Below are 24,093 nucleotides of genomic sequence, written 5' to 3' on the forward strand. Positions count from 1 at the left end.
CCGCCGCTGCGGGTCCGGCATGATGATGCTGCGCGGCAGGAGGCAAACCCGCCCAAGTCCGTGCCCCGCGCATTGAGCCTGCGCGGTCGGCCCAGTCACTTGGGGGCCTCGTACATCGTTCCCCTCGTGGGGAATCCCGCAGGTCGGACGGGACGGGAGTGGAGCATGGAGCAGCCGACGGGCCGCGACGGCCAGGAGAAGCGCAACTACCAGGTCGTGGCGCACCGCGTGGACGACGCGCACCCCGGGGCTGCCAGGCTCACCACCTACGCCTTCGCCAGCTCGGTGGAGGAAGCACTGCGGCTGACCCGCAGGAAGTATGAGCGGGGCGAGCGGAGCCTTTATGGGGTGGGGCTGTACCGGATCGTGCGGGTAGAGGAAGTAGCCGAGGACTTCACGTCCCTACCCGACCCGGCCGCTCCGGACGGAGTCGCGGAATGATGCCACCGCCTACAAGCAGGCGCAGCAGCGAAGCGCTCGAGTCCGAGCCGATGCTCGGTTCCGTGGGGTGTGTGCCCGGTCAGGTGGATCGCGGTGTTCGCTGCGGCGCCGCCGGGGCCGGAAAGCCTGCGGTCTCCTCCGGCTGGAACAGCCGGGGCCGGTCGGGTTCGGACCAGTCGATGCCGCGGACCACGTCATAGGACCAAGCCCGCCAACCGTGGATGCTGCTGTCGAAGTGGCCGTCGAGCTCAACGGTCTGGACCAGGACCGGGCGCTGGTCGGTGTCCCACTCCAGTACGGCGGTGACTGGTGAGCCAGCAACAACGGCGTGGCCTCGGTGGGCGATGCGGGTGGTCCACCCCCGGGGCGTGTTGATCCGGAAGTACGGAGGGTCCTGGTGCTCGGACTTCCAGGTGAAGATGACGCCCGGGGTGGTCGGGGCTGGGTCGGTGGTCACCAGGGCGGTGGGGACCGGCGGGACGGCCGAGGGGTTGTGGCCGGGCAGATCCGATCCCCGCCACAGCCGGGCGTAGACCGTCTCGATGCCGCTCCTGCGCATCCTGGCGACGTCGGCCTCGAACAACTCGACGATCCGGGCGCTGACCGCTTCCCCGATGGCCGCCCGCGCCTGGCTGACCGTCATCACTGCTGCAGCACGGGCCACGTTGGCGCTCCTGTCCTCAACCACCGAGCCGACGACTTGGCCCTCGTCCACGCTAGCGGCAGGCCCGGTGGTGGAGCAGGTGATCACCCGAATGAGTGGCCTGCGGCGGACAGCGCGCTCCCGCTCGACTCACACGACCGGAGGCCGGCCCGCGCGGGTGAGGCGCAGCACGGTGTTCCAGGTCATGGGGTGGCGTTCGCCGTGGCCGCCGCGGGGGCAGCCCGCAGCGCGGTACCAGGCGGCGTGGTCGCGCTGGTGGTGTCGACCAAGACGGTCAGGTGCCGACGCTCGGGCGGCAGGAGGCTGCGCTGCCAGGCGGCGAAGAGTCCTGCTGTTGGGCGGTGGGTGTTCAGCCACCGCTCACCTCCCGCTGCGCGTCGTGCTGGGAGACCACGGTATCGGCCCCGGCAGGGGCCGGGGACACGGTGGTGTTCGTGAGGGCGTCGAGCTCGTGGCGAAGGTGTTCGGCAATGTCCTACGCGGTGAACTCCAGAAAGGTCCTGACTTCGCGCGCCGCCGTGTGCCGTTGCAGTTTCGCCCGAAGATCAGCCAGAGCAGTGCTGCCGCGCGCGGAATTCACGCCGCCCATGTGCTCCACTGCCTGGTGGGCCACCGCCACGGCCTGCTCGACGTCCTTGAGTTCGAGGTACGCCTCAGCAGCCCGGGCCTCGTAGATCGCTGCTCCTCGGGGGAAGGAGTCGCCGTCGTAGCCGTCGTAGATCTCGGCCCGGCCGGCGGTGGCAGCCTGTTGGAAGTGGACCAGGGCGCGGGTGGGGTGGCTGAGGTTGAGTGCGGAGCTTCCGAGTAGTTGGTGGATCTCTCCCAGGTTGACCCAGTACATCGACGGCAGGTCCTCGTCGAGGGGGACGGCGCGGCTGTAGGCGTCCAGTGCTGCGTTGGCTTCCCTGTCGGAGGCTCGCAGGTCTCCGGCCTTGGCGTATGCGCGGCAGGCTCGGGCGTGGAGCATGGCGATCATGCGGGCGGAGCCGGTGGCCTGGCCGTGGGCGTGGGCCGCTGCGACGAGCGAGACCGCTGCACGGGGGTCGCCGGTCGAGTAGCACTTGATGGCCCAGAAGGCCAAGGTGTTGGCGAGTACCTCCGGCGCGTTCGCGGCAACTGCGTCTTCCGCAGCGTCGGCGAAGTGTTCCTCCGCGCGGTCGGGGTGTCCGCTGTCGTACGCGGTCCAGCCTGCGGCGCGCTGGGCGTCGGCGGCGGCTGCGAGCAGGCGCTGGCCGGTGCTCTCGTCGTAGGTGGTGGTTTTCAGCGCGCTGGCGATCATGTCGAACTCGTTGACGGCCGCGTTGTAGACGTGGCCGGAGCCGAACTTGTCGTCGAGGTGGCGCAGGGCTGCCAGGCGGTCTTCATGGAGGGTGGCGACGCTGTCGCCGACCCGGCGGCCGGCGCCAGTGCGGGTGGCGGGGGCAGAGTCGGGGGTGAGGGGGGCCAGGACGATGGCCATGCCGCTGGCCGCGGTTGTGATCATGAACCGACGACGTTCCACGGTTTCACCGGCCTTTCGGGCCTTCAGCGCGGTCGGGGTCGCGCGGTGCGGTGCGAGTAGGACATCGGGGACGGCCCTTTCCACCCAGGCAGGCCAGCCGAGCTCCAGGACATCACGGCGGGGGACGTTGAGGAGGTGGGCGAGTGCGAGTTGCGCCTCCCGGTCGGGCGTGGTGCCTGTCTTCCACCGGTGGAGCTTCTGCTTGTTGGTGGCGAAGTTGCCGAACCCCAGGCGCTGGTGCCGTTCCCCCACCCGTTTCAGGAACGCTTCCGCCTTCCCTCCGTGGTGTTTGACGAGGTACTCCAGCAGGGCCCCGACATCGCTCAACGGTGCACTCACCTCCGTTGCCGGATCGACGGTCCCAGTGTCCCTGGGCGAAGCCGTTTCCGGGAGAGGGCGGCCAAGGTGGATGACCGCTGGATGACCGCGAGGCCACCCGAGATGACGCTGGCGCCCTTCCAGTGACCTCCCGTCAGGAGTCTCCTAGGACGGCCGGGGCGCTTAGTCCGGGCCGGAACCGTAGGTCTCGGACCGCGGTCGCTCGATCGGCGCACCGGTTTGACGCACGTTCAGGTCGTTCAGCTCGTCAGGGGGAAGAGTGGCGTCTTCACGGGCAGATCAGCCCGATCTCGGGTTGTCGCGGACAGGGACGCTGAGGCGGGCCCAGGATTTCGTCGACGAAATCCATGAGCATGGCCGGTCGGCGGTCTCAATCGTCGTGTCCCCGTCCGCGGGCTGGGCAGCAATGGTGGAAGGGTGCGAGCGTGGCCTGCTCGCACGGACGGTCTTCGCGGCTGTCCTGGCGATCGCCACCGGCAGCAAGGATGTGCGGCTGGCCTGCGGTAGCGAGGAGACCGGAGAGCAGCTGCAGGTCGAGGAGCTCCAGGTCGTACCGCAGGTCTCGCTGCGGGAGCTCTCCCACCGCTGGGTGAGCGCTCCGCCGACCGGGACCGGCTCGTTGGCCGCGCTGCGGCGGCTGGTCGGTGTCGGCGGCCTGCCGGCGTTCCGCTGCACCGGAGACGGGCAGGTCCCCGTCGACCTCCTGTCCCCCCTGAGCTGCGTGGTCCGTACGTTCCCGGAGGGCCTGGAGTGGACGTTCACCGCGCGCAAGGACGTTGCAGACCCGGGCTTGCTCCACGCACTCGTGGACCGGGCCGCAACGATTCTGCGAGCGCTGGGCGATGGCCCCGACGTGACGGTGGAGCAGGTCGCCCGGAGAGTCCGGTCGTTGGCGTTCGAGGTCCGGGTCCTGGGTGCCACGGGCTCGGCCGTGGAGGCCCTGCATGCCTGGGGGCAGGCTGTCGGCCTGCCCGTGTCCGCGCGTCGTGTCGAACCCGAGGATGAGGGCCTGCCTGCGGCGGCGGAGAGCGGCCTTCAGCCGGCCAGCTGGGGTGCGAACCTCGCCGTCGTCGGCCGGGCACTGGGTGCTCTGCCGCAGCCGCACCCCGCCCGTGCAGAGCACGAGATCCTCTCTTTGGCGGCTTGGGGCACGTTGCCGGACGGTCACGTGATCGCGGAGATGCACGCGAACGAAAGTCGCGAGGTCTACGACGAGATTGTGGTCCGGAACCAGTACCTACGGCATGGCCTTCAGGTCTGCGACGGCGACGTGGTGGTCGACGTCGGCGCCAACGTCGGCGTGTTCGCACTGTTCGCCGCCGCGCAGGCCGCCCGGGTCACGGTGCACGCCTTCGAGCCGGTCCCAGCCGTGGCCCAGGCGCTGGAGGCGAACATGAGCCTCTACGGGATCAGCGGCACGGTGACCCGGGCCGCCGCCGGTGCGAGCACCGGCGTCCGCACGCTCACCTTCTACCCGCAGTCGTCCCTCCAGTCCGGCTTCTACACCGACGCCCACCGTGACCAGCACATCGTGCGCGAGTACGCCCGCCACCAGGCCGAGGCCCTACCCGGGCTTCCGGACGATCTGCGGGCGGTCGCCGCCGAGGCCCTCGTGCCAACGGCACTCGCGCGCACCGCCGACCGGCAGCAGCTCGCGGTGCCGGTGATCCGGCTGTCGGACTGGATCCGCAGCAACGCCGTGGGCCGCATCCACCTGCTGAAGGTCGACGCCGAACGCGCGGAGGAGGACGTCCTCGCCGGGATCGACGACGAGCACTGGCCCCTCATCGACCAGGTCGTCGCCGAAGTCCACGACCTCGACGGACGGGTGGAACGGCTCCGGGCCCTGCTCCAGAGCCGGGGCTTCGAGACGGTCGTCGACCAGGACGCGCTGTTCGCCGGGTCCGAGATCTACATGCTGTACGGCCTGCGGCTCGGCGTGTCACGCCCGGAAGCCCCCTGGCTGGGCCGCCAGATCGAGGCTGCCGAACGCTGGGCCGCCACGTCGGCCCTGCCGCTGTACGTGACCGTTGCGCCCGGAGCGAGCGCCGCCGAGTCGCGGCAGGCCCGCCGGGCCGTCGAGGCACGCGGCCTGACCTGGGTGGAGCCGCCGCCCTCCTGCGCCCCGGCCGGCACCGGCGCCGAGGGGTCGGAGGTGGTGCTGCCGTGGGCGGAGGCGGTGCTGCGCCGGACGACCGCCGCGCAGCGGCCGGTGACCAAGGGCGTGATCGTGGACGGCGACAACACCTTGTGGGGCGGGGTGTGCGGCGAGATCGGGCCCGAGCACGTGGACGTCGGCGGCCCCTACCGGCAGGTACAGGAGGCGTTGCGGGAGCAGTTGGAGGCCGGGCGGGTGCTGTGCCTGTGCTCGCGCAACAACCTTTCCGACGTGGAGGCGGTGTTCGCCGCTCACCCGGACATGCCGCTGGGCCTCGGGGACTTCGCGTCGGTGCGGGTGGGCTGGGGCCCGAAGTCGACCGCCATCGGTGAGATCGCCGACGAGCTCGGCTTCGCGGTGGAGTCGCTGGTCTTCGTCGACGACAGCGCGGCCGAGCGTGCCGAGGTGGCCATCGCGTACCCGGGACTCACGGTCGTCGACCTGCTGGCGGATCCGCGAGAGTTCCCCGCCGCCCTGCGCGGGACGTGGCAGCTCGACTTGGAGGGCACCGTGACCGCGGAGGACCGCGCGCGGACGGGCCTGCTCGCGGTGGAGGCCCGGCGCCGACGGGCCGCAGCGCAGACGGCGACGACAGCCGACTACCTGAAGCAGCTGGACCTCCGTGTGGAGGTGTCCCCCGCGACGGAGGACGAGGTGGAGCGGATCGCGCAGCTCGCGGCCCGCACCACCCAGTTCAACCTGGCGCTGCGCAGCCACACGCCCGGAACGGTCCGTCAGGTGCTCGCCGGCACCGGGGTGGCGCTGTCGGTCCGGGTACGCGACCGCTTCGGCGACTACGGGCTCGTCGGCTTCGTCTCGGCGGCGGCAGACGGGCGCGTGCTGCGGGTCCGGGACTTCTTCATCAGCTGCCGCGCACTGGGACGCAACGTCGAGTGGTGCGTCCTGCGGGAGCTGGCCGAGCGGGCCACCGCCCTCGACCTGGACAGCCTCGCGCTCACCGGCACGCCCGGGCCGCGCAACCGCCCGGCACTGGAGTTCGCCGACGCTGCCCGGACCCGGTTCATCCTCGCCGGTACTCCCGACCTGGTGGATGCTTCGGCCGCCAAGGCCCTGGAGTGGCGGCTCCTCACCGCGCCGGATGCCGCCGCGGCCCAGGCCGCCGGTGGGCGCCCGGCCGCCGCGGCGCCGTCGCGGGTGCGGTGGCCCGTCTCGCAGCAGGCCGCCGCGCTGGCCGCGGATGCCTACCGACGCCCCGGCGAGACGGCGTCCACCACCCCCTACGTCGCGCCGCAGACCGAGACGGAGCGCCGGATCGCCGAGGTGTGGGAGGAGACGCTCAAGGTCGGACCGATCGGAGTCCACGACGACCTGTTCACGCTGGGCTGCGACTCGCTGACCGCCGCCGTGATCTGCGCGCGCCTTCGACGCCACGGTGTGGACCTGGCGGTCCACGAGCTTCTGGCGCAGCCGACGGTTCGCGGGGCGGCCCGGCACGCGAGTGCCGGGAGACGGCCGGCCATCGAGCTGCCGGCGGATGAGGAGGCCGGGCCAGCGTCGCTCGGACAGCAACGCATCTGGGCGGCAGAGGCGGTCGGAGGCCGCGGAAACGCCCAGGTCATCCCCGTGGCGCACCGGATCGGCGGCCCGCTCGATCTCGGCCGGCTGCGCTCGGCGCTGGCGGCGGCCGTTGCCCAGCACCCGGCCCTGCGCACCGTGCTGGTCGACGACGGCGGGACGCTGGTGCAGCGGCGGCTGACCGCCCAGAAGGTCGACATTGAGGTCAGCGACCTGTCGAGCCTTCCGGAGACCGACCGCGCCGATCAGGCGGACCTGCTGTCCCGCCGGTTCTTCCAGGCACCGTTCGACGTCGGCCGGGACCTGATGGTGCGTGCGGCCGTGCTGCGGCTGGCCCCCGACGACCATGTGCTGCTGCTGATGTTTCACCACAGCGCCGCCGACGGCTGGTCCGTCGACGTCCTCCAACGCGACCTGGGCGCCGCGTACGCCAACCCGCAGGCCCTGGCCGGCGCTCCGAACGGCGCGACGTTCGCCCAATACAGTGCCGCGGCCGTCCGGCAGCGCGAGAGCGGCGTGCTCGACCAGGGCGTGACCGCCGTCCGCGCCGCGCTCGACCGGGTGGCGGCCCGGCCCTGCAGCACCCCCACCGGTCTGCCCGCCGAGCCGCGCCACCTGCGCTTTGCACTGGACGGTGACGTGGTGGCCGCGATCCGGGCGGCGGCGCGCAGCCGCTCCACCACCCCGGTCGCGATCCACCTCACGGCCTGGCAGCTCCTGCTCGCCGCCGCGGCTGGCACCGACGCAGTGGCGACGGGCTGCCCGGTCGCGGGCCGCACGGAGGAGGCGTTCACCGACACGGTCGGCTTCTTCGCCAACCTCGTCCCCATCCCGGCACGCATCGACTGGTCCGCCACCGCCGGCGGACACCTCGACACGGCGGTGACCGCCGCGACCGAGGCGCTGAGCTACGCCGAGGTGCCCTACGGGATGGTCGCCGACGGCGCCGGCGCGGTGTTCGACACGCTCTTCACCCTCCAGCCGCCCACCACGCACCCGCTGCGCTTGCCCGGCTGCACCGTCGCGTGGAGCGAACCGGCGCTGTGGCCGGTGCCGTACCCGCTGATGCTCGATGTCCAGGAGCACGCCGACGGCGCGAGCGCACTGCTGCGCTTCGACGCCCACGCCCACCACCCCGTAGACCCCCCGTGGCTGGCCGAGGCGTACCCGCTCGTCCTGGCCGCGCTCTGCACCCTGCCCGAACTGCCCCTGCAGCGGCTGCGCGACCTCCTGCAGCCCGGCGCCGCCACCGTGCACGACCTGGTCCGTGACCGACTGGCCAACCTGCGAGAGGAAGGCGACCTTCGGTGACCACCACGATCCCCCGCCCCGCCGACGGCGACACCGTGTGGCAGCTCAAAGCCGCCGACGGCCCGGCCCATCCTGCGACCGCGCCACAGCACCGCCACCTGGCCGCCCACCCCGCTGCCGCCTTCACCGAGCCGCTCCTCGAACTGCGCCTGGCCGGGCCGCTGGACACCGACCGGCTCCGCACCGCCGCCGAACACACCGTGCGTGAGCACCCCGCGCTTCGCCGCCACTTCGCCTTCACCGCCGCCGACCGCGGCGACGAGGAACAGCCGCTGGTCCGGCTCATCCGCCTCGCAGACGGCAGCCACACCCTCACGCTGAGCCCGGCGCTCGGCTCGGTGGACACCACCGGGCTGCTGCGCACCGCCGCGGCCGTCGCCGCCGGCTACCGGACCGGGATGGTGACCGGGGCGATCGGCCCGGCCCCGCAGACGGTCGACGCCTTCCTCGCCGGCCTGCTCACGGACCCGAACGCCGCTGGGGCCCGCGAGCACTGGCAGACTCGCCGTCTGGACACGGGGGCCGAGGAGCTGGCCCGCGCCCTGGTGATGCGCACCGCCGCGCCCGGCCGGCGTCTGCACCTGCCCGTGCAGCTGGACGACGCGGCCGGCACCCGGCTCATCCGTCTCGCCCAGGACCTCGAGGTCGGTGTGGACGCCGTCGTGGTGACGGTGTGGCGGCTGCTGCTGGAGCGGATCGCGCCCGGTGCGGCCGGGGCGATGGGCCTGTTCATCCCCGGGCCGGTGGAGCAGTTGCCGGACACGATCGGCCTGCTGGGCCGCTGCGTCCCCGTGCCGGTGCGCCCGGACACCGCCGAGTCACTCGCCGACACCGTCCGCGCCTGCCACCGCGAGATCGCGCTCGCCACCCGGCTCGGCGACTTCTTCACCCACCCGTCGCCGGGCGGCGAGTACACGATCGGTGTCCGGCACGTGGAGGCGCCCGGGCTCGACTTCGGTCCGGGCCTGGACGCCACCGTCGAAGCGCTCAGGGGCGCGACCGACCGCATCCGCTTCGACCTGCACTCCCTGCACACCGGCGACCGGCTGCGCCTCTCCCTGGACGCGGACGGTGCCGCGGTCACCGAGGGGGGCGCCCGGCGCCTGGCCGACTGGGTGGCCGCCGTGTGCACCGGCCTGCCGGATCTGCTCGACACCCCGGCCACGGGGGCGGCCGGGCAGATCCTGGACCCGCTCACTTCCGGCAGCCGCCTTCACGGCGCCGACCGATCGGCCAGCGGAACTGCGGCGCCCGCCAACCTGGTGGAGGCGTTCGACGCCCAGGCCGCGCGGACCCCGCTCGCCTGCGCCGCCCGCGACGACGACCAGGAGGTCACCTACCGCGAACTGCACGCCGCGAGCGCCGCGCTCGGCCGGGCGCTGGCCGAACGGGGCGTGGCCGCCGGGGACCGGGTGGCCGTGTGCATGAGCCGCCGGGTACCGCTGCTGGCCGTGCTGCTGGCCGTCGCCCGCCGCGGCGCCGCGTTCGTCCCGATCGACCCGGCCCTTCCCTCCGGCCGGGTGACCGACCTGCTCGCCGACGCTGACCCGCGACTGATCGTCACGGACCAGCACGGCCCCGACAGGCTCCCATCGGCCGACAGCACACCGGTGCTGCGCATCGACGCGCTGCTGCCCACAGGCTCCCCTGCCACCGAACCGGAGCCGGTGGAGATCCGGCCGGACACGGACGTGTACGTGATCTACACCTCCGGCTCGACCGGCCGGCCCAAGGGCGTGCCGATCACCCACGCGGCGCTGATGCACTACCTCATCTGGGCCTCGGGCCACTACGACACCGCGGGCGGCAGCGGCACCCTGGTCCACTCGTCGATCAGCGTCGACATGACCGTCACCAGCCTGTTCCTGCCACTGCTGACCGGGCAGGCCGTCACCCTGCTGCCCTCCGACGAGCCGAAGGACCTGGCCGACGCCCTCACCCGGGCCCGCGACCTGAGCCCGCTGAAGGTCACCCCCGGCGGACTGCGCCTGCTCACCTCCCTCCTGACCGGCGACCAGATCACCCGGGCCACCCGGCACCTGGTCATCGGCGGCGAGCAGCTGACCGCCGCCACCCTGGACCTCCTGGACGCGCCCGGCCTGCTCGTCACCAACGAGTACGGGCCCACCGAGGCCACCGTCGGCTGTTGCGCCCACACCTTCCGCCTAGGCGAGCACCCGGCGGACGGTCCGGTGCCCATCGGCACGCCGATCCGGGACACGACGATCGAGCTGCGCACGGCCGACGGCCAGCTCGCTCTGCCCGGCACCGCCGGGGAACTCGTCGTCACCGGGCCCGGTGTCGCGGCTGGCTACCTGGGCCAGCCCGCCGAGACCGACGCCCGCTTCACCACCGACCCGCACGCTGGCGTCCGCTCCTACCGGACCGGCGACTTCGCCGTCCTCGGCCCCGGCGGGCAGCTGGTGATGCTCGGACGCGGCGACGATCAGCTCAAGATCCACGGCTACCGCGTCGAACCCGGCGAGGTCGAGGCCGTCCTGACCGCTCACCCCGGCATCGCGGCGGCTGCCGTCGTCACCAGCAGCACCAGCCGCACTCCGGTGCTCGCCGCGTTCCTCGTCGCCGCAGACGGCGCCGCTCCGGCCGCCCTGCCGGAGGAGGTCGCCGCACTGGCCGCCGACCGGCTCCCGTACTTCGCCCGCCCCGACCGGTACGAGGTCCTCGCCCAGCTGCCGCTGCGCGGCAACGGCAAGGTCGACCGGCAGGCCCTGGCCGAACGCCCCGCGCCCGCCGCGGGCCCGGAGGCGCTGGACGTGGCCGACCCTCAGCTCGCCGTGGTCGCCGCGCTGTGGCGCGAGGTCCTCTCTACGCCGCCGACCGGCCCGGACGCCAACTTCTTCGCCGAGGGCGGCGACTCCATCAAGGCGGTCCTGCTGGCCGGCCGGGCGCAGCGGGCGGGCCTGGAGCTGACGGTGCACGACATCCTTCAGCGGCGGACCCTGCGCCGGATCGCGGCTGCCGCGCGTACCGCCGGCGCGCGGGCCTCGGTGGAGCCGGGGCCGGTGCCGCTGACGCCCCACCAGGCCGGCTTCCTCTCGCGCCAGGCGGCCCAGCCCGAGCGGTGGACCCTGCGGTGGAGCACCGCGGCGCCCGCGCCGGTCGACATCGGGCGGCTGGAGCGGGCGCTGACCGTGGCCGTGGCCGGGCACCCGGCGCTGTGGACGGCGTTCGCGAACGACGGCGGCCGGTGGACGGCCCGGCTGGGCGAGCCCGGCCCGGTGCCGATGCACGTCCTCGACCTGGACAGCGTCCCGCCCGCCGAACGTGAACGGGTCGTGGCCGACGCCCTGGAGCAGGTGGAGGACGGGATCGACCTCGCCGGCCGGCTGGTGGGCCTGTGCCTGATCCGCGGCGCCGGCCAGGCGGAGCGCATCGTGTGGGTCGTCCACCACCTGGTCGCCGACGTCGTCTCCCTGCAGAGTCTCGACCAGGAGCTGTGGCACGCCTACGCGAGTCCGGCCGCCTCCGCCGCGCAGGGCGGGGACGGGTACGCGGCGTGGCTGCACCAGCAGGACGGCCGGCCCGCGACGCCCTTCCCCGACTGGCCCGGGCGGGACGGGGCGCCGGTGTGCCGCACCGCCGTCTCGCGGCTGGACGAGGATGCCCGCCGCCACCTCGCCGACGCGCAGCAGGCCGCGCCGCGCTGGGTCCTCGCCGTCCTCGGGGCCGCTCTGCTGGGTGCGCTCGCCGAGGTGCGCCCGGACCTGCCGGCCGCCCTGTGCGTCGAGCTCCACGGCCGCAACCGACCCGGTCTCGACCTGTCGGCCGCGGTGGGCTGGCTCACCGACTTCCGCCCGCTGCGCGCCGAGCGCCACCTGCTGGCCGACCCGGCGGCACTGGCCTGCGCTCTGCACCACCAGGTCGAGGAGCACCGGGACTGGGCCGGAGCACTGCCGCTGGTCGCGCTGAACTACCTGGGCGACCTTACGGCCGGACACGGCCTCGACCTGCCCGAGTCCGGCGCGGGCCCGCTCTTCCCACTGGAGGTTATCTGCTGGAAGCAGCCGGACGAGGACGCGGTGCAGGTCCGCTGGCGCTTCGACGAGACCTTCATCCCGCCGGCCACCGTGACGCGGCTCAGCGAAGTCTTCGCCCGCCGCGCGGCCACCACGCTCACCATCCGCCCGCAGACCACCGCCGGGCCGGCCGGTCTCTCGGCCGCCGACCTGAGCCGGATCACCGCCACGTTCGAGGGATGACGATCATGACCGACCGCACGATCGCCGCAGTCCACCCCGCCACCCCCGCTCAGCAGGGCTTCCTCCTCGGCACGCTCGCCGCCCCCGACGACGCCCTGTTCGTCGAGCAGGCCGTCTTCCCGCTCGCCGGGCCGCTGGAGGTGCCCCGGCTGGAGCGCGCCGTGGCGGGGCTGATCGACGGCCACGAGATCCTGCGCACCGGCCTCGCCTGGAACCTGGCCGCCGACCCCCAGCAAGTCGTCCTCTCCCGGGGCGAGATCACGATCGGGGTCGTGGACAGCCGTGGCCACGACGACGCCCGTCAGCAGGCCGACCTGGAAGACCTGCTGCGCGCCGAGCGGGCCGAGCCGTTCGACCTGACGAGGCCGCCGCTGCTGCGCCTGGCCGTGCAGTACCTCGACGGTGAGCGGCACCGCCTGGTGTGGACCCACCACCACGGCGTGCTGGACGGCTGGTCGCACCTCGCCCTCGTCCGGGAGCTCCTGGAGCGCTACGCCACCGGCGGCGCCCCGGTCGAGCTGGCGCAGTTCGGCGCGTACGCCCGCTGGCTCGCCGCCCAGGACCGCAGCCAGCAGCGGGGGTACTGGGCCGGGCAGCTGGCCGGCTACCCGCCGCTGCCCGCACCCGCCGAGCACCCGCTGGGGGCAGGCCAGGAGCGGTACGGGCAGCACCGGATCGACGTTGACGCGGCCACCGCCGCGATCCTGGACGGCTTCGCCCACGCGCACGGCACCACGGCGGCGGCCGTGCTGATCTCCTGCTGGGGCCTGGTCGCCGCCCGCCAGCGCGGACGCGACGACATCGCCATCGGGGTCACCGTCTCCGGGCGCACTGCCGCGTTCCCCGGCATCGCGGGCCTCATCGGACCTGTCGCGACGACCGTGCCGGTCCGGCTGCCCGCCCCGGCGGGGGACGCCAGCCGCCGGGCGAGCGGCGTCCAGGACCTGCTGGCCGGGGCCGAGGCGAATAGCCTCTGCTCCACCGCGGACCTGTACGCCTGGGCCGGCCTCGCGCCGGACGGGGCGCTCTACGACAGCGTGGTGTCGATCGCCAACTACCCGCACACCGGCGACGACTCCCGGGCCAGCCTGGTGCTGGAGACGGCCGGGATCCGGTCCGAAGGCGGACGCACCCGCCACCTGCTCGCCCTGGTCGTCGAGACGTTCGACGGGGTGCGGCTGCGCCTGGTCAACGACCGCACCCGCGTCAGCGACGACGACGCCCGCGCCGCGCTGGACGCCCTGCACACGATGCTGCGCCGGCTGGCCGACCAGGCGGTTCCGGTCGCCGACCTGACCGCGTTCACGCGCGACCTCAACGCCTTCCAGCCCCGCCGGCCCGCGACCACCGACGCCGCGGCGGCCGGCCAGGTGGCCGGCGACGGCGACCCGCTGGTGCGGGTGCTCGCCGACGCCTTCGCCGACGTCCTCGGCCAGCCGGTCCGCGCCGACGACGACTTCCTCGCCGCTGGCGGGCACTCGCTGCTGGCACTGCGGCTCGCGGCCCGGCTGCGGACCGCGCTCGGCGTGGACCTGACCCTCGGCGACCTGCTCATCAGCGGCACCCCCAGGGCCCTGGCCACCCGGGTGCGCCACCTCCTCACCGCCGACACCGCCGCGCCCCACCCGCTGCCCCCGCTCACCCCCGCCCCGGACGCCGGCACCGGGGAGCCGTTCGCGCTCACCGGCATCCAGCAGGCGTACTGGACCGGGCGCAGCGCGGACTTCGACCTCGGCGGTGTCGACTCCCACCTCTACACCGAGGCCGACCTGCCCGAGGTCGACCTGGAGAAGCTGGCCGCCGTTTGGCGGGCCCTGATCGAGCGTCACCCGATGCTTCGCGCCGTCACCACCCCCGACGGCCGCCAGCAGATCCTGGCCGACGTCCCGCCGTACCGGATCCACACCACGGATCTGCGCACCGACGCCGACCCCGAGGCGGAGCTCACCCGGGTGCGCGAGCGGCTGGCCCACGCCCGCCGCGACACTGGCACCTGGCCACTGTTCACCATCGAGGCGGCCCTGCTGCCCGGCGGCACAACCCGCCTGTTCCTCAGCTTCGACCTGCTGATCGGCGACGCGCTGAGCTGGCAGACCCTGTACCGCGAGGCCCGCGCCCTCTACGAGAACCCGGGTGCCGAACTCCCGGCTCTGGAGTTGACGTTCGCCGACTACGTGGCGCACCTGCCAGCCCTGGCCGCCGGCCCGCGCTACGAACGTGACCGCGCCTACTGGTTGGCGAGGCTCCCGACCCTGCCCGGGCCGCCCGCGCTGCCGCTGCTGCCCGAACCCGCGAACCAGGCCGGCGGTCCGCGGTTCTCCCGGCTGCAGCTGCGCTTGCCCGCCGAGGATCTGGCCGCGCTGCGCCGGGTGGCCGCCGCGCACGGCGCCACCCTGTCCGCGCTGCTTCTCGGGGTCTTCGCCGAGATGGTCGGACGGTTCACCAACAGCACCGACTTCCTGGTCAACACCACCATCTACAACCGGCCCGGCGTCCATCCGCAGATCAACCAGATCGTCGGCGACTTCACCTCCACCGTCCTGACCGGCATCGACCTGGGCGTCGCGCCGACGTTCGCCGGCCGACTGCGCGCGCTGCAGCGCCAGCTGTGGGCCGACCTCGACCACGCCCGCTACAGCGGAGTCGACGTCCTGCGGGACCTGCGGGAGACCCGCGATCGCACCACGGCTGCCGCACCTGTCGTGTTCACCAGCACCCTCGACCTGGACGCGCCCGCCGCCGAGCCGGCCACCCCGTTCCCCGGCAGCATCGGCTACGGGATCGGCCAGACCCCGCAGGTCCTGCTCGACTACCAGACCTACCAGGTGGCCGACCACCTCGTGATCAACTTCGACACCGTGGACGGCCGCCTGCCAGACGGCCTGGTCCAGGCGATGCTGGACGACCACGCCGCCCAGTTGCGCACCCTGATCGACGACCCGGGCGCCCCCGAGCGCCCCCGCCTCGGCGTAGCCGCTGCGGCGTCCGAGCTCGCCGGACCGCTCGGCGGCGACCGACTCCTGCACGAGCCCGTCTTCGAGCAGGCCCGCCGGCACCCGCGGCGCACCGCGATCGTCTGCGACGGCGAACGCACCACCTATGGCGAACTCGCCGAAGCCGCCCGGCAGGTTGCGGACCGGATCACCGACGCCAATCCCGCCGGCGAACTCGTCGCTGTGCTGTGCCGGCCCGGCCGCGAGCAGGCCGCCGCCACCCTCGGTGTCCTGCGCGCCGGATACGCCTACGTGCCGCTGGACCCCGCCTGGCCCACCGAACGCCTCCACGACCTCCTGGCCTCCACCGGCGCGTCCCTCGTCGTCACCGATCAGGAGACCCACTCCCGCACCCGCCTGCCCGCCGGCCTCACCCTCCTCCTCACCGACGATTCCGCCCCCACCCCCAGCACGGGCCGGGCGCAGCGGCGGCGCACCGCCGACGACCTCGCGTACGTGATCTACACCTCGGGCTCCACCGGCCGGCCCAAGGGCGTCATGATCTCCCACCGCGGCGCGCTCAACACGATCCTGGACGTCAATGAGCGCTTCGGCATCGGTCCCACCGACGCGGTGCTCGCGGTGTCCCCGTCCACGTTCGACCTCGCCGTCTGGGACCTCTTCGGCAGCCTCGCGGCCGGCGCCACCCTGGTGGTGCCCACCGGCGACCAGCGCCGCGACCCCGCCGCCTGGACCGCCCTGGCCCGCGCCGAGCACGTCACCGCGTGGAACTCCGTGCCGGTCCTCATGGACGTGCTCCTGGAGGCCCTGCCCGCAGGCGAGACGGTGCTGGAGGGCCTGCGAGTGTGCCTGCTCAGCGGCGACTGGATCCCCCTGGACCTGCCCGGGCGGCTGCGCGAGCGCGCCCCGAAGTGCCGCATCGTCAGTCTCGGCGGCGCCACCGAAGGCTCGATCTGGTCGGTCCTCTACGAGATCGACGACGTCGACCCGGCTTGGTCGAGCATCCCGTACGGCACCGCGATGACCGGACAGAGCGTCCAGGTCCTCGACCACCAACTGCTGCCATGCCCCGCACACGTCCCCGGCCAGCTGCACATCGGCGGCCACGGCACGGCGCTGGGCTACTGGCAGGCGCCCGAGCTGACCGAGGAGGCGTTCGTCTTCGACGGCCGCACCGGCCGCAGGCTGTACCGCACCGGCGACTGGGGACGGCTGCGCCCCGACGGCACCCTGGAGTTCCTCGGCCGCCGCGACGCCCAGGTCAAGATCCGCGGCTTCCGCGTCGAGCTGCGCGAGGTCGAGACCGCTCTGCGTGCTGTGCCCGGTGTCGAGCAGGCCGCCGCCGTCGCCACAGGGGAGCGCACCAACCGACGCCTGGCCGCCTTCGTCGTCACCACCCGCCCCTTGGACGAGGTACGCGCCGACCTCGCCCGCCGGCTGCCCGCCCACATGCTCCCCGGCTCGCTCACTGCGCTGCCCGCGCTGCCGCTGAGCGCCACCAGCAAGGTCGACCGCGGCGCGCTGGAACGCCTCGCCGCCGACCTCGAGCTCCCCGCACCGCAACCCGAAACCCCACCGGCCCGCCACGGCACCGGCCTCGAGGAGAAGGTGCTGGCGGCACTCGCGGCGATCCTGCCCGACCGGCCCGGGCTGGACGAGGACCTTCTCGTCTTCGGGATCACCTCCGTCGATGTGATCCGGCTGGCCAACACCATCGAGCAGCACACCGGCCAGCGCCCCGACGTGAAGGTCTTCTACCAGGCCCCGACGCTGCGCACCCTCCTCCAGCACACCGACGCTCCCGCCGCCGAGCAGCCGACCTCGCCGGTCGTGCCGGGCGCGTGGTCCGGCTGGCCGCAGGTCACCGACCCCGCCGAGCGGGCAGCGTTCCGCGCCGCCCGGCCCGCCCGCGGGCTGGCCCCTGCCCTTCGCACCCTGCCCCAGCGGCCACCCGGCCGCGTCGACGCCCGGGCCCGGCGCCGCACCCCGCGCGGCTTCGACCCCCGCCCGGTCACCGTGGACGCACTCACCGACCTGCTGGAGAGCCTGCGCCGCACCGACACCGGAGGCCGACCCGCCCACCTTTACCCCTCGGCTGGCGGCCTGTACGCCGTCCAGGCTCACCTCCACGTACGGCCGGGCCGCGTCCAGGGCCTGCCCGGCGGCCTGTACGGCTACCACCCCGACGCCCACGACCTCGTCCCCTACGCCCCGGACCTCGACCTCGACCCCGGTGTCCACCTCGGCCCGGCCAACCGGCCCCTGGCAAACACCGCGGCCTTCAGCATCTTCCTGGCGACCGACCCCGCCGACTCCGCGCCGCTGTACGGGTCCGACGCCGAGCACCTCGCCCTGCTGAACGCCGGCTACATCGGCCAGCTGCTGTGCCAGACCGCCACCGAGACGGGCCTCGGGCTGGCCCCGGTGCACGGCGTCGACTTCGACCGCATCCGCTGGCTGCTGCCCGGCGGCGAACGCCTCGTGCTGCTCCACACCCTCCTCGGAGGCATCCCCGACCACCCCGTCACCCCGGGAGAGCCCGCATGACCACGATCGCCACCGAGCCCCTGGTCGTCACCGACAGCGCGCCGCTCTCTCCCGGCCAGGAGCGCCTGTTCGACGCCGAGTTCGTCCTGCCCGACGGCTCATGGCCCGCCCCGGGCACCCCGACGCCGCTGCGACCGATCGACACCGGCGCCATCCGCATCGACGGCCCTCTCGACGTCGCCGCGCTTCGCAACGCCGTCACCGGGCTGGTCGCCCGGCAGGCCGCGCTGCGCACCACCTTCCGCCGCCTGCCCGACGGCACGCCCGTCCAGTTCGTCACCGACCGTCTCCCGGACTCGGTGAGCCTCGAAGTACTCGACCTCGCCGCCGGCCAGGACCTGCCCACGGCCGACGACCTGCTGCTCCACGCCCCGGCCCGCCTGGTCGACCCCCGCCACGACCCGCTCTTCCGCGTCCGCCTGCTGCGCCTGGGCGAGGACCGGCACGTCCTGCTGCTGCAGATCCACCACGCCGTCAGCGACGGCTGGTCCATCGGCGTGCTCTACCGAGACCTGTCCGAGCTCTACAACGCCGCCCGGGCCGGGCGGGGCGCGGACCTGCCCGCGATCACCCGCAGCTTCGCCGCCCACAGTCGGCAGATGCGCGCCGAGCGCGGAGGCCCCGAGGAGCAGCGCCAGCTCGCCTACTGGCGCCGTCGACTCGCCCCGCCGCTGCCCGGCCGTCCGGCCGGAGCGTCGACCAACGGCATGAGCCCGGTCGACACGGAGCGGGTCCTCGTCCCGGCCGACCTCGTCCGGGACCTGCGCGAGACCGCGGCCACCAGCGCGCAGCGCGGCGGCGTGGCCGGGCCGTTCCTCGCCGCGCTCGCCCTGGTCCTGCACCACGCGAGCGGCGAGCGGGACGTGCGGATCGGCATGATGATCTCCAACCGGGCCCGGCCCGGCACCGAGCACCTGATCGGCTACTTCGTGAACACCGCCGTGATCCGCCTGCGCATCGACCCGCAGATGACCGCCGGGCGGCTGGTCGCGGAGGCGAACACCGCCGTTACCGAGGCCATCGAACACCAGGCCCTGCCCATCCAGGACCTCTACCAGGATCTACGCGACACCGGCGCCCTCGGACAGGGCCCTCTGTACCGGGTGACCCTCGCGCTCAACACGATGCGCACCACCTCACTGGTCCTGGACGGCCTGCACTGCGAGGACATCGACCTGGAGCGGCTCGGCCCCCGGCTCGCCCCGACCAGCATCGAGCAGCGCTGGGTCCTGGACGAGAGGGCCGGTCACCTCGCTGGAACGCTGACCTACCGCACCGACACCTTCACCCGGCCCGGCATCGCGGCCACGCTCACCGGCCTTGACCAGGCGCTTCGCGCCGTCACCAACCCCCACGCCACCGTTGCCGACATCACCGCCGCCCTTCCCCCGGCGACGCTGGAGGCCCGGTGAGCACCGCCCAGGCCGACGTGCCGCTCGCCGAGCAGGACGCCGCCGGCCTGCTCGACGCCTACGGCCTGACGCTGCGGCAGGCACGGTCACTGCCGGGCGGCATGGAGAACACTCACCTCAAGGCGCGGACGGCCACTGGCACGGTCGTGGTGACCGTGCTGAAGAAGAAGACGGTCGAGCAGGCCGAGGAGTACGCCCACTTCCTGCGGCACCTCGAGCTCACCAGCGCCCCCGCACCGCGGCTGCGACCGCTGCGCGACGGCGGCTGGGTCACCCAGCACAACGGCCGGCCCGTCATCGTCTGCGACTTCATCGCCGGGCGCAGCCCCGTCCGGCTTCCGGCCCGCCTCGTTCACGAGGCCGGGTTCCTCCTAGGGCGCGTGCACCAAGGCGCGGCGGCCGACTTCGACAGCGCGCTGCGCCCGCACCTGCGACTGCACGACGCCGACGCCGCCACCCTGGCCTCGCTGCCCGACGGGCCGTTCGCCCGGTGGGCACGCTCCACCTGGCAGGCCGTCGGCCACGTCCCCGAGCACGACGGACCCCTCGTCCCGGTCCACGCCGATCTGTTCCCGGACAACATCGTCGTCCGAGGCCGCGGCCGGAGCCTCATGTTCCTCGACTGGGAGGACGGCTCGCTGGACCTGCCCCACCTCGACGTGGGAATGGCGCTGCTGGGCCTCTGCTGCCGCAACGGCTTCTCCCCGCGTCACGCCCGCCACCTCCTGGCCGGCTACCAGCAGGGCAGCGGAACCGCGCTGAACGGCGCCCTGGTGCGCGACGCGGCGCTGTACGCGGCCGTGCTCGTCGCGCTGCGCCGCTACCGCTGGCAGCAGGAGCACCGCCAGCTTCCCACTGGCCGGTCGGCCGCCGCCATGCACCACCTCGCGAACTCCCTGACCGACCGCTGGCCGCAGCTCGAGCTGTGAGCCCGGCCGGCCACCTTCGACCCGCGCGCCCCGCCGGCGCGCTCCCCGACCCTGCAGAGAGCAGACCGCCATGCCTCGTGATCTTGTCCTGGTCGTCGTCCCGCCGAACTCCAACACGGTCATCAAGGGCCGGCTGCTGACCGTGACCCGCCCCGAGGAGCACTCCGACTGGAGCGACTTCCTCTGCTTGGGCGCACTGTCCCTCGTCTCCTCCCTGGCGGCGAACCCGGCGCTGACGCCGGTCTACGTCGACGGCACGATCACGCCGCTGGACGACGTCCTGGAGTACATCACCGCCCACGCCGACCGGATCCTGGCCGTCTGCCTGGGCATGCTGACCGCGAACTACGAGGCCGGCGTCCTGCTGGCCAAGCACGCCAAGGCCGCCGACACCCGGATCACCACCGTGGCGGGCAACGACCACTTCAGCTCCCTGGCCACGGCGTGCATGAACGCCTCCCCCAGCCTGGACTACGGCTTCGTCGGCAACGAGGTCGTGCGCCCCTTCACCGACCTGATCGGCGCCCTGCGCACCGGAGCGCCGATCGACCCGGCGGCCTTCCCCGGTCTGGTGTACCGCGCCGACGGCCGCGTGCACACCACCACCCCGCGACCCGAGCCGGTCTTCTCCGGCTACGACTACACCCTGGTCGACCGGGCCTTCCCCCAGACGCCGCTGTACACCAGGCAGTTCGGTCACCGGATCGCCCCGCGGATCCGCGAGCTGCTTAGCCGTACGGTGACGGCCGGCGTGCCGGTCGATATCGGGCGCGGCTGCGTGAAGTTCGCCTCCGACGACGCCTGCTCGTTCTGCTCCATCCACCCCGGGCAGCTGTGGCGCAACCAGCTCACCCCTGTCCAGGCGTGGGACGCCATCGAGGCCGCCTTCAACGCTGGCTACGACTACCACTACCTGACCGCCGACGAACTCCCGCTCACCTTCGCCCAGCTGCTGACCGGCATGGCCGCCGACAGCCCCGCCTGGTGGTCCGCCCTCGGCGAGGACGAGCGGCCCCTCCTGGTGGGCTACGGCCGCGCCGACGGCATCGCCGACCCCCGCCGCACCGCGCTGCTCACCTCCCTCGGGGTGCGCCAGATCATGATCGGTATGGACGCCGGCGCGCCGCTGTCTCTCGCGGCCATGAACAAGCCGGTCGGCGGGCGGCGCCGCGACGTCCTCGCGGAGGCCGAGAAGCTGTACGAGCTCAACTCGACGGCGATCACGGTCGCCCGCGACCACGGCATGCTGATTCGCGCCGGGTTCGTCGTCGGCCACATCGGGATGACCCGGGCCCTGCTGACCGAGAACCTCGAGCGGATCCTGGCCCTTATCACCGAGGGCGGCAAGCACGGGGTCTTCTCTGCGGTCGACGTGGAGGTGCTCTCCCCGCAGCCGGGCGCCCGCGACTACACCTACCTCACCACCCCCAACGCCGCCCGGCAGGCCGCCGCGAAGCTCGGCCTCACCGTCGCCGACGACGCCACCCTCGCCGCGGTATCGGCCCGCTGGGCGCACCAGGACGTGGTGATGCCGGAGGACGCGATGCGGGACTACACCCTCGCGCTGATGCCCGAGATCACCTTCGACGACCTCGCCCAGGCCCGGGCCGCGATCCGCTTCCACGCCAAGGCGTGCGGCGTGGTCATCGGCGAATGACCCCGCCCGCCCCCGTCCGGAAGGAGTTCCCGTGCATCTGACCCCCGCCGAGCAGGGCCGGCTGCTGCTGTACACGGCCACCCTGCTGGCCCGCGAGCGCCACCAGCGCGGCGTGAGGCTGAACGTGCCCGAGGCGACCGCGCTCATCTCCCACGCCGCGTGCGAGGCCGCCCGGGACGGCGGCCGGCTCGAGGACGCGGTCGCCGCCGGGCGCGCGGCCCTAACACCCGCCGACGTGCTGCCGGAGGTTCCGGGCATCCTGACCGAGATCCAGGTCGAGGCCGTCTTCCCCGACGGCTCCAAGCTCATCGTCATCACCCACCCCCTCGGCCCGGCCACCGACCCCGCGGCGGCGCCCGGCGCCGTCCTGCCCGCCGACCAGCCGCTGGCCGCGTACGCCGACATCGTGCGGATCGAGGTCACCAACACCGGCGACGTACCGGTCGCCGTCACCTCGCACTTCCACTTCTTCGAGGCCAACCGAGCCCTCGCGTTCGACCGCGTCGCCGCCTACGGCCGCCGCCTCGCCCTGCCCGTCGGCACCAGCGCCCGCTTCGAGCCCGGCACCCCCCTGGAGGTGGAGCTGACCCCGATCGGCGGCGACCGGATCGTCATCGGCTTCGCCGGCCTGGTCGACGGCCCCCTCGACACCCCCGGCGCCCGCGAGGCCGCGCTCACCCGCGCCCACGTCGCCGGCTACCTCGACAGCGGCTCCACCACCGACCAGGAAGGCGACCTGTGAGCAGCAGCCACCTCACCTACGCGCAGCAGCACGGCCCCACCACCGGCGACCTCGTCCGCCTGGCCGACACCGGCCTGACCCTGCGCGTCGAAGCCGACGCCCAGCGGCGGGGCGAGGAGTTCCTGGTCGGCTACGCCAAGACCGGCCGCGACGGCATCCACTACCAGGCCTGCCTCACCGACCGGACCTGCGACCTGATCGTCAGCAACGTCCTGCTCGTCGACCCCGTCCTCGGCGTCCGCAAGGCTTCCATCGGCATCAAGGACGGCCGGATCGCCGCCGTCGGCCGCGCCGGCAACCCCGACACCCTGGAGGGCGTCGACGTCCTCGCGGGCACCGGTACCACCGTCATCCCCGGCGAGGGCCTCATCGCCACCCCCGGCATCGTCGACACCCACGTCCACCTCTGCTCCCCGGGCATCATGGGCGCAGCCCTGGCCGCCGGAGTGACCACCATCGTCTCCCAGAACTTCGGCCCGACCTGGGGCTGCGGCGTCACCACACCCGCCGAACTGCGCCACGCGCTGCGCGCCTTCGACGCCTTCCCGGTCAACCTCGCCATGCTGGCCCGCGGCTCCTCCTCCGACCCGGACCCGCTGCTGCGGGCCCTGGAGCAGGGAGGCGCCTCCGGGTTCAAGGTCCACGAGGACATGGGCGCCCACGCCCGCGCCCTCGACACCGCCCTGACCGTCGCCGACGACCACGACGTCCAGGTCGCGCTGCACAGCGACACCCTCAACGAGGCGATGTTCGTCGAGGACACCCTCGCGGTCATCGGCGGCCGTACGCTGCACGCCTTCCACGTGGAGGGCTGCGGCGGCGGCCACGCCCCGAACGTCCTGCAGCTGGCCGGCCTGGCGAACATCATCGGCTCCTCCACCAACCCGAGCCTGCCCTACACCCGCGACACCGCCGCCGAGCACCTCCACATGATCGCCACCGTCCACCGGCTCGACCCCGACGACCCCGACTGCCAACGCATGGCCTGCGACCGGATCCGCACCAGCACGCTCGGCGCCGAAGACGTCCTCCACGACCTCGGCGTCATCCCCATCACCTCCTCCGACTCCCAGGCCATGGGCCGCATCGGGGAGACCGTCCGCCGCACCTTCCAGGTAGCTGCCAAGATGCGCGCCCTGGACACCGAGCCCGGCGGCGACGACAACGAACGCATCCTGCGCTACATCGCCAAGCTGACCATCAACCCGGCCATCGCCCACGGCATGGCCCACGAGATCGGCGCGCTCACCCCCGGCCGCCTCGCCGACATCGTCCTGTGGAACCCCGCCTACTTCGGCGCCAAGCCGCAGCTCGTCCTCAAAGCCGGCTACCCCGCCTGGGGCGCCACCGGAGACCCCAACGCCTCCACCGAGACCAGCCAGCCCCTCGTCCTCGGCCCGCAGGTCGGCGCGTACGGCGCCACCGCGGCCGACCTGTCCGTCGCCTTCGTCAGCCGCGCCGCACACGACAGCGGCACCGACACCCTGCCGACCCGGCGCCGCCGCGTCGCCGTCCGCGACACCCGCACGATCGGCCTAGCCGACATGAACCGCAACGACCGGATCAGCGACGTCCGCGTCCACCCCGGCACCGGGCAGGTCACCCTCGACGGCGACCCGATCAGCTCCCCGCCCGCTGAGGTCACCGCGCTCAGCCAGCTCTACTTCCTGTAATCCCAGGCC

Annotated in this window: 11 protein-coding genes; 9 read left to right on the plus strand and 2 right to left on the minus strand. The window is 73.6% G+C overall.

The window, feature by feature from the left end; genetic code table 11:
* Nucleotides 1-165 precede the first annotated feature (165 nt).
* Nucleotides 166-441 carry a hypothetical protein gene (locus ACWD4U_RS29550; protein ID WP_363458824.1) on the plus strand — a complete coding sequence of 92 codons (276 nt, stop codon included), beginning with the start codon at nucleotides 166-168 and terminating at the stop codon, nucleotides 439-441.
* 79 nt (nucleotides 442-520) lie between these two features.
* Here ACWD4U_RS29550 and ACWD4U_RS29555 read toward each other — a convergent pair whose 3' ends face one another.
* Together ACWD4U_RS29555 and ACWD4U_RS29560 are read right to left on the minus strand one after the other, a co-directional pair.
* Entirely contained in the window at nucleotides 521-1,105 is a 585-nt protein-coding gene (locus tag ACWD4U_RS29555) for a hypothetical protein (RefSeq protein WP_363458825.1), read from the minus strand.
* Between the two features lie 475 nt (nucleotides 1,106-1,580).
* The gene (locus ACWD4U_RS29560; protein ID WP_363458827.1) at nucleotides 1,581-2,933 is read right to left on the minus strand and encodes a tetratricopeptide repeat protein; all 1,353 of its coding nucleotides are present in this window, start codon (nucleotides 2,931-2,933) and stop codon (nucleotides 1,581-1,583) included.
* Between the two features lie 391 nt (nucleotides 2,934-3,324).
* Here ACWD4U_RS29560 and ACWD4U_RS29565 point away from each other — a divergent pair, with 391 nt between their 5' ends.
* From ACWD4U_RS29565 to ACWD4U_RS29600, 8 genes are all read left to right on the plus strand, one after another.
* Nucleotides 3,325-7,950 (plus strand): FkbM family methyltransferase, encoded by a 4,626-nt coding sequence (locus ACWD4U_RS29565; protein WP_363458829.1) that lies wholly within the window; start codon nucleotides 3,325-3,327, stop codon nucleotides 7,948-7,950.
* On the plus strand, nucleotides 7,947-12,170 hold the full coding sequence (locus ACWD4U_RS29570; RefSeq protein WP_363458831.1) for an amino acid adenylation domain-containing protein: 4,224 nt from the start codon (nucleotides 7,947-7,949) through the stop codon (nucleotides 12,168-12,170). The genes ACWD4U_RS29565 and ACWD4U_RS29570 overlap by 4 nt, the downstream gene beginning before the upstream one ends.
* 5 nt (nucleotides 12,171-12,175) lie before the next feature.
* Nucleotides 12,176-17,671, plus strand: coding sequence for a non-ribosomal peptide synthetase (locus ACWD4U_RS29575; protein ID WP_363458833.1), 5,496 nt, complete (start codon nucleotides 12,176-12,178; stop codon nucleotides 17,669-17,671).
* A complete protein-coding gene (locus ACWD4U_RS29580) occupies nucleotides 17,668-19,083 on the plus strand; it encodes a condensation domain-containing protein (protein WP_363458835.1) in 1,416 nt (471 codons plus the stop codon). Before ACWD4U_RS29575 ends, ACWD4U_RS29580 begins: the two co-directional genes overlap by 4 nt.
* Nucleotides 19,080-20,012, plus strand: coding sequence for a phosphotransferase enzyme family protein (locus ACWD4U_RS29585; RefSeq protein WP_363458837.1), 933 nt, complete (start codon nucleotides 19,080-19,082; stop codon nucleotides 20,010-20,012). Before ACWD4U_RS29580 ends, ACWD4U_RS29585 begins: the two co-directional genes overlap by 4 nt.
* Before the next feature lie 70 nt (nucleotides 20,013-20,082).
* A complete protein-coding gene (locus ACWD4U_RS29590) occupies nucleotides 20,083-21,669 on the plus strand; it encodes a hypothetical protein (RefSeq protein ID WP_363458838.1) in 1,587 nt (528 codons plus the stop codon).
* A gap of 31 nt (nucleotides 21,670-21,700) precedes the next feature.
* Nucleotides 21,701-22,411, plus strand: a complete 711-nt coding sequence (gene ureB, locus ACWD4U_RS29595) for an urease subunit beta (RefSeq protein WP_363458840.1) — start codon at nucleotides 21,701-21,703, stop codon at nucleotides 22,409-22,411.
* Nucleotides 22,408-24,084, plus strand: coding sequence for an urease subunit alpha (locus tag ACWD4U_RS29600; RefSeq protein WP_363458842.1), 1,677 nt, complete (start codon nucleotides 22,408-22,410; stop codon nucleotides 24,082-24,084). The genes ureB and ACWD4U_RS29600 overlap by 4 nt, the downstream gene beginning before the upstream one ends.
* The last annotated feature ends 9 nt before the right edge of the window (nucleotides 24,085-24,093 follow it).

The organism is Kitasatospora sp. NPDC002522 (assembly GCF_053595195.1).

What these genes read in the sequence shown, in the direction of transcription:
- ACWD4U_RS29590 (WP_363458838.1), top strand. Translation starts at nt 20,083, where the DNA reads ATGCCTCGTGATCTTGTCCTGGTCGTCGTCCCGCCGAACTCCAACACG.
- ACWD4U_RS29580 (WP_363458835.1), top strand. Translation starts at nt 17,668, where the DNA reads ATGACCACGATCGCCACCGAGCCCCTGGTCGTCACCGACAGCGCGCCG.
- ACWD4U_RS29575 (WP_363458833.1), top strand. Translation starts at nt 12,176, where the DNA reads ATGACCGACCGCACGATCGCCGCAGTCCACCCCGCCACCCCCGCTCAG.
- ACWD4U_RS29550 (WP_363458824.1), top strand. Translation starts at nt 166, where the DNA reads ATGGAGCAGCCGACGGGCCGCGACGGCCAGGAGAAGCGCAACTACCAG.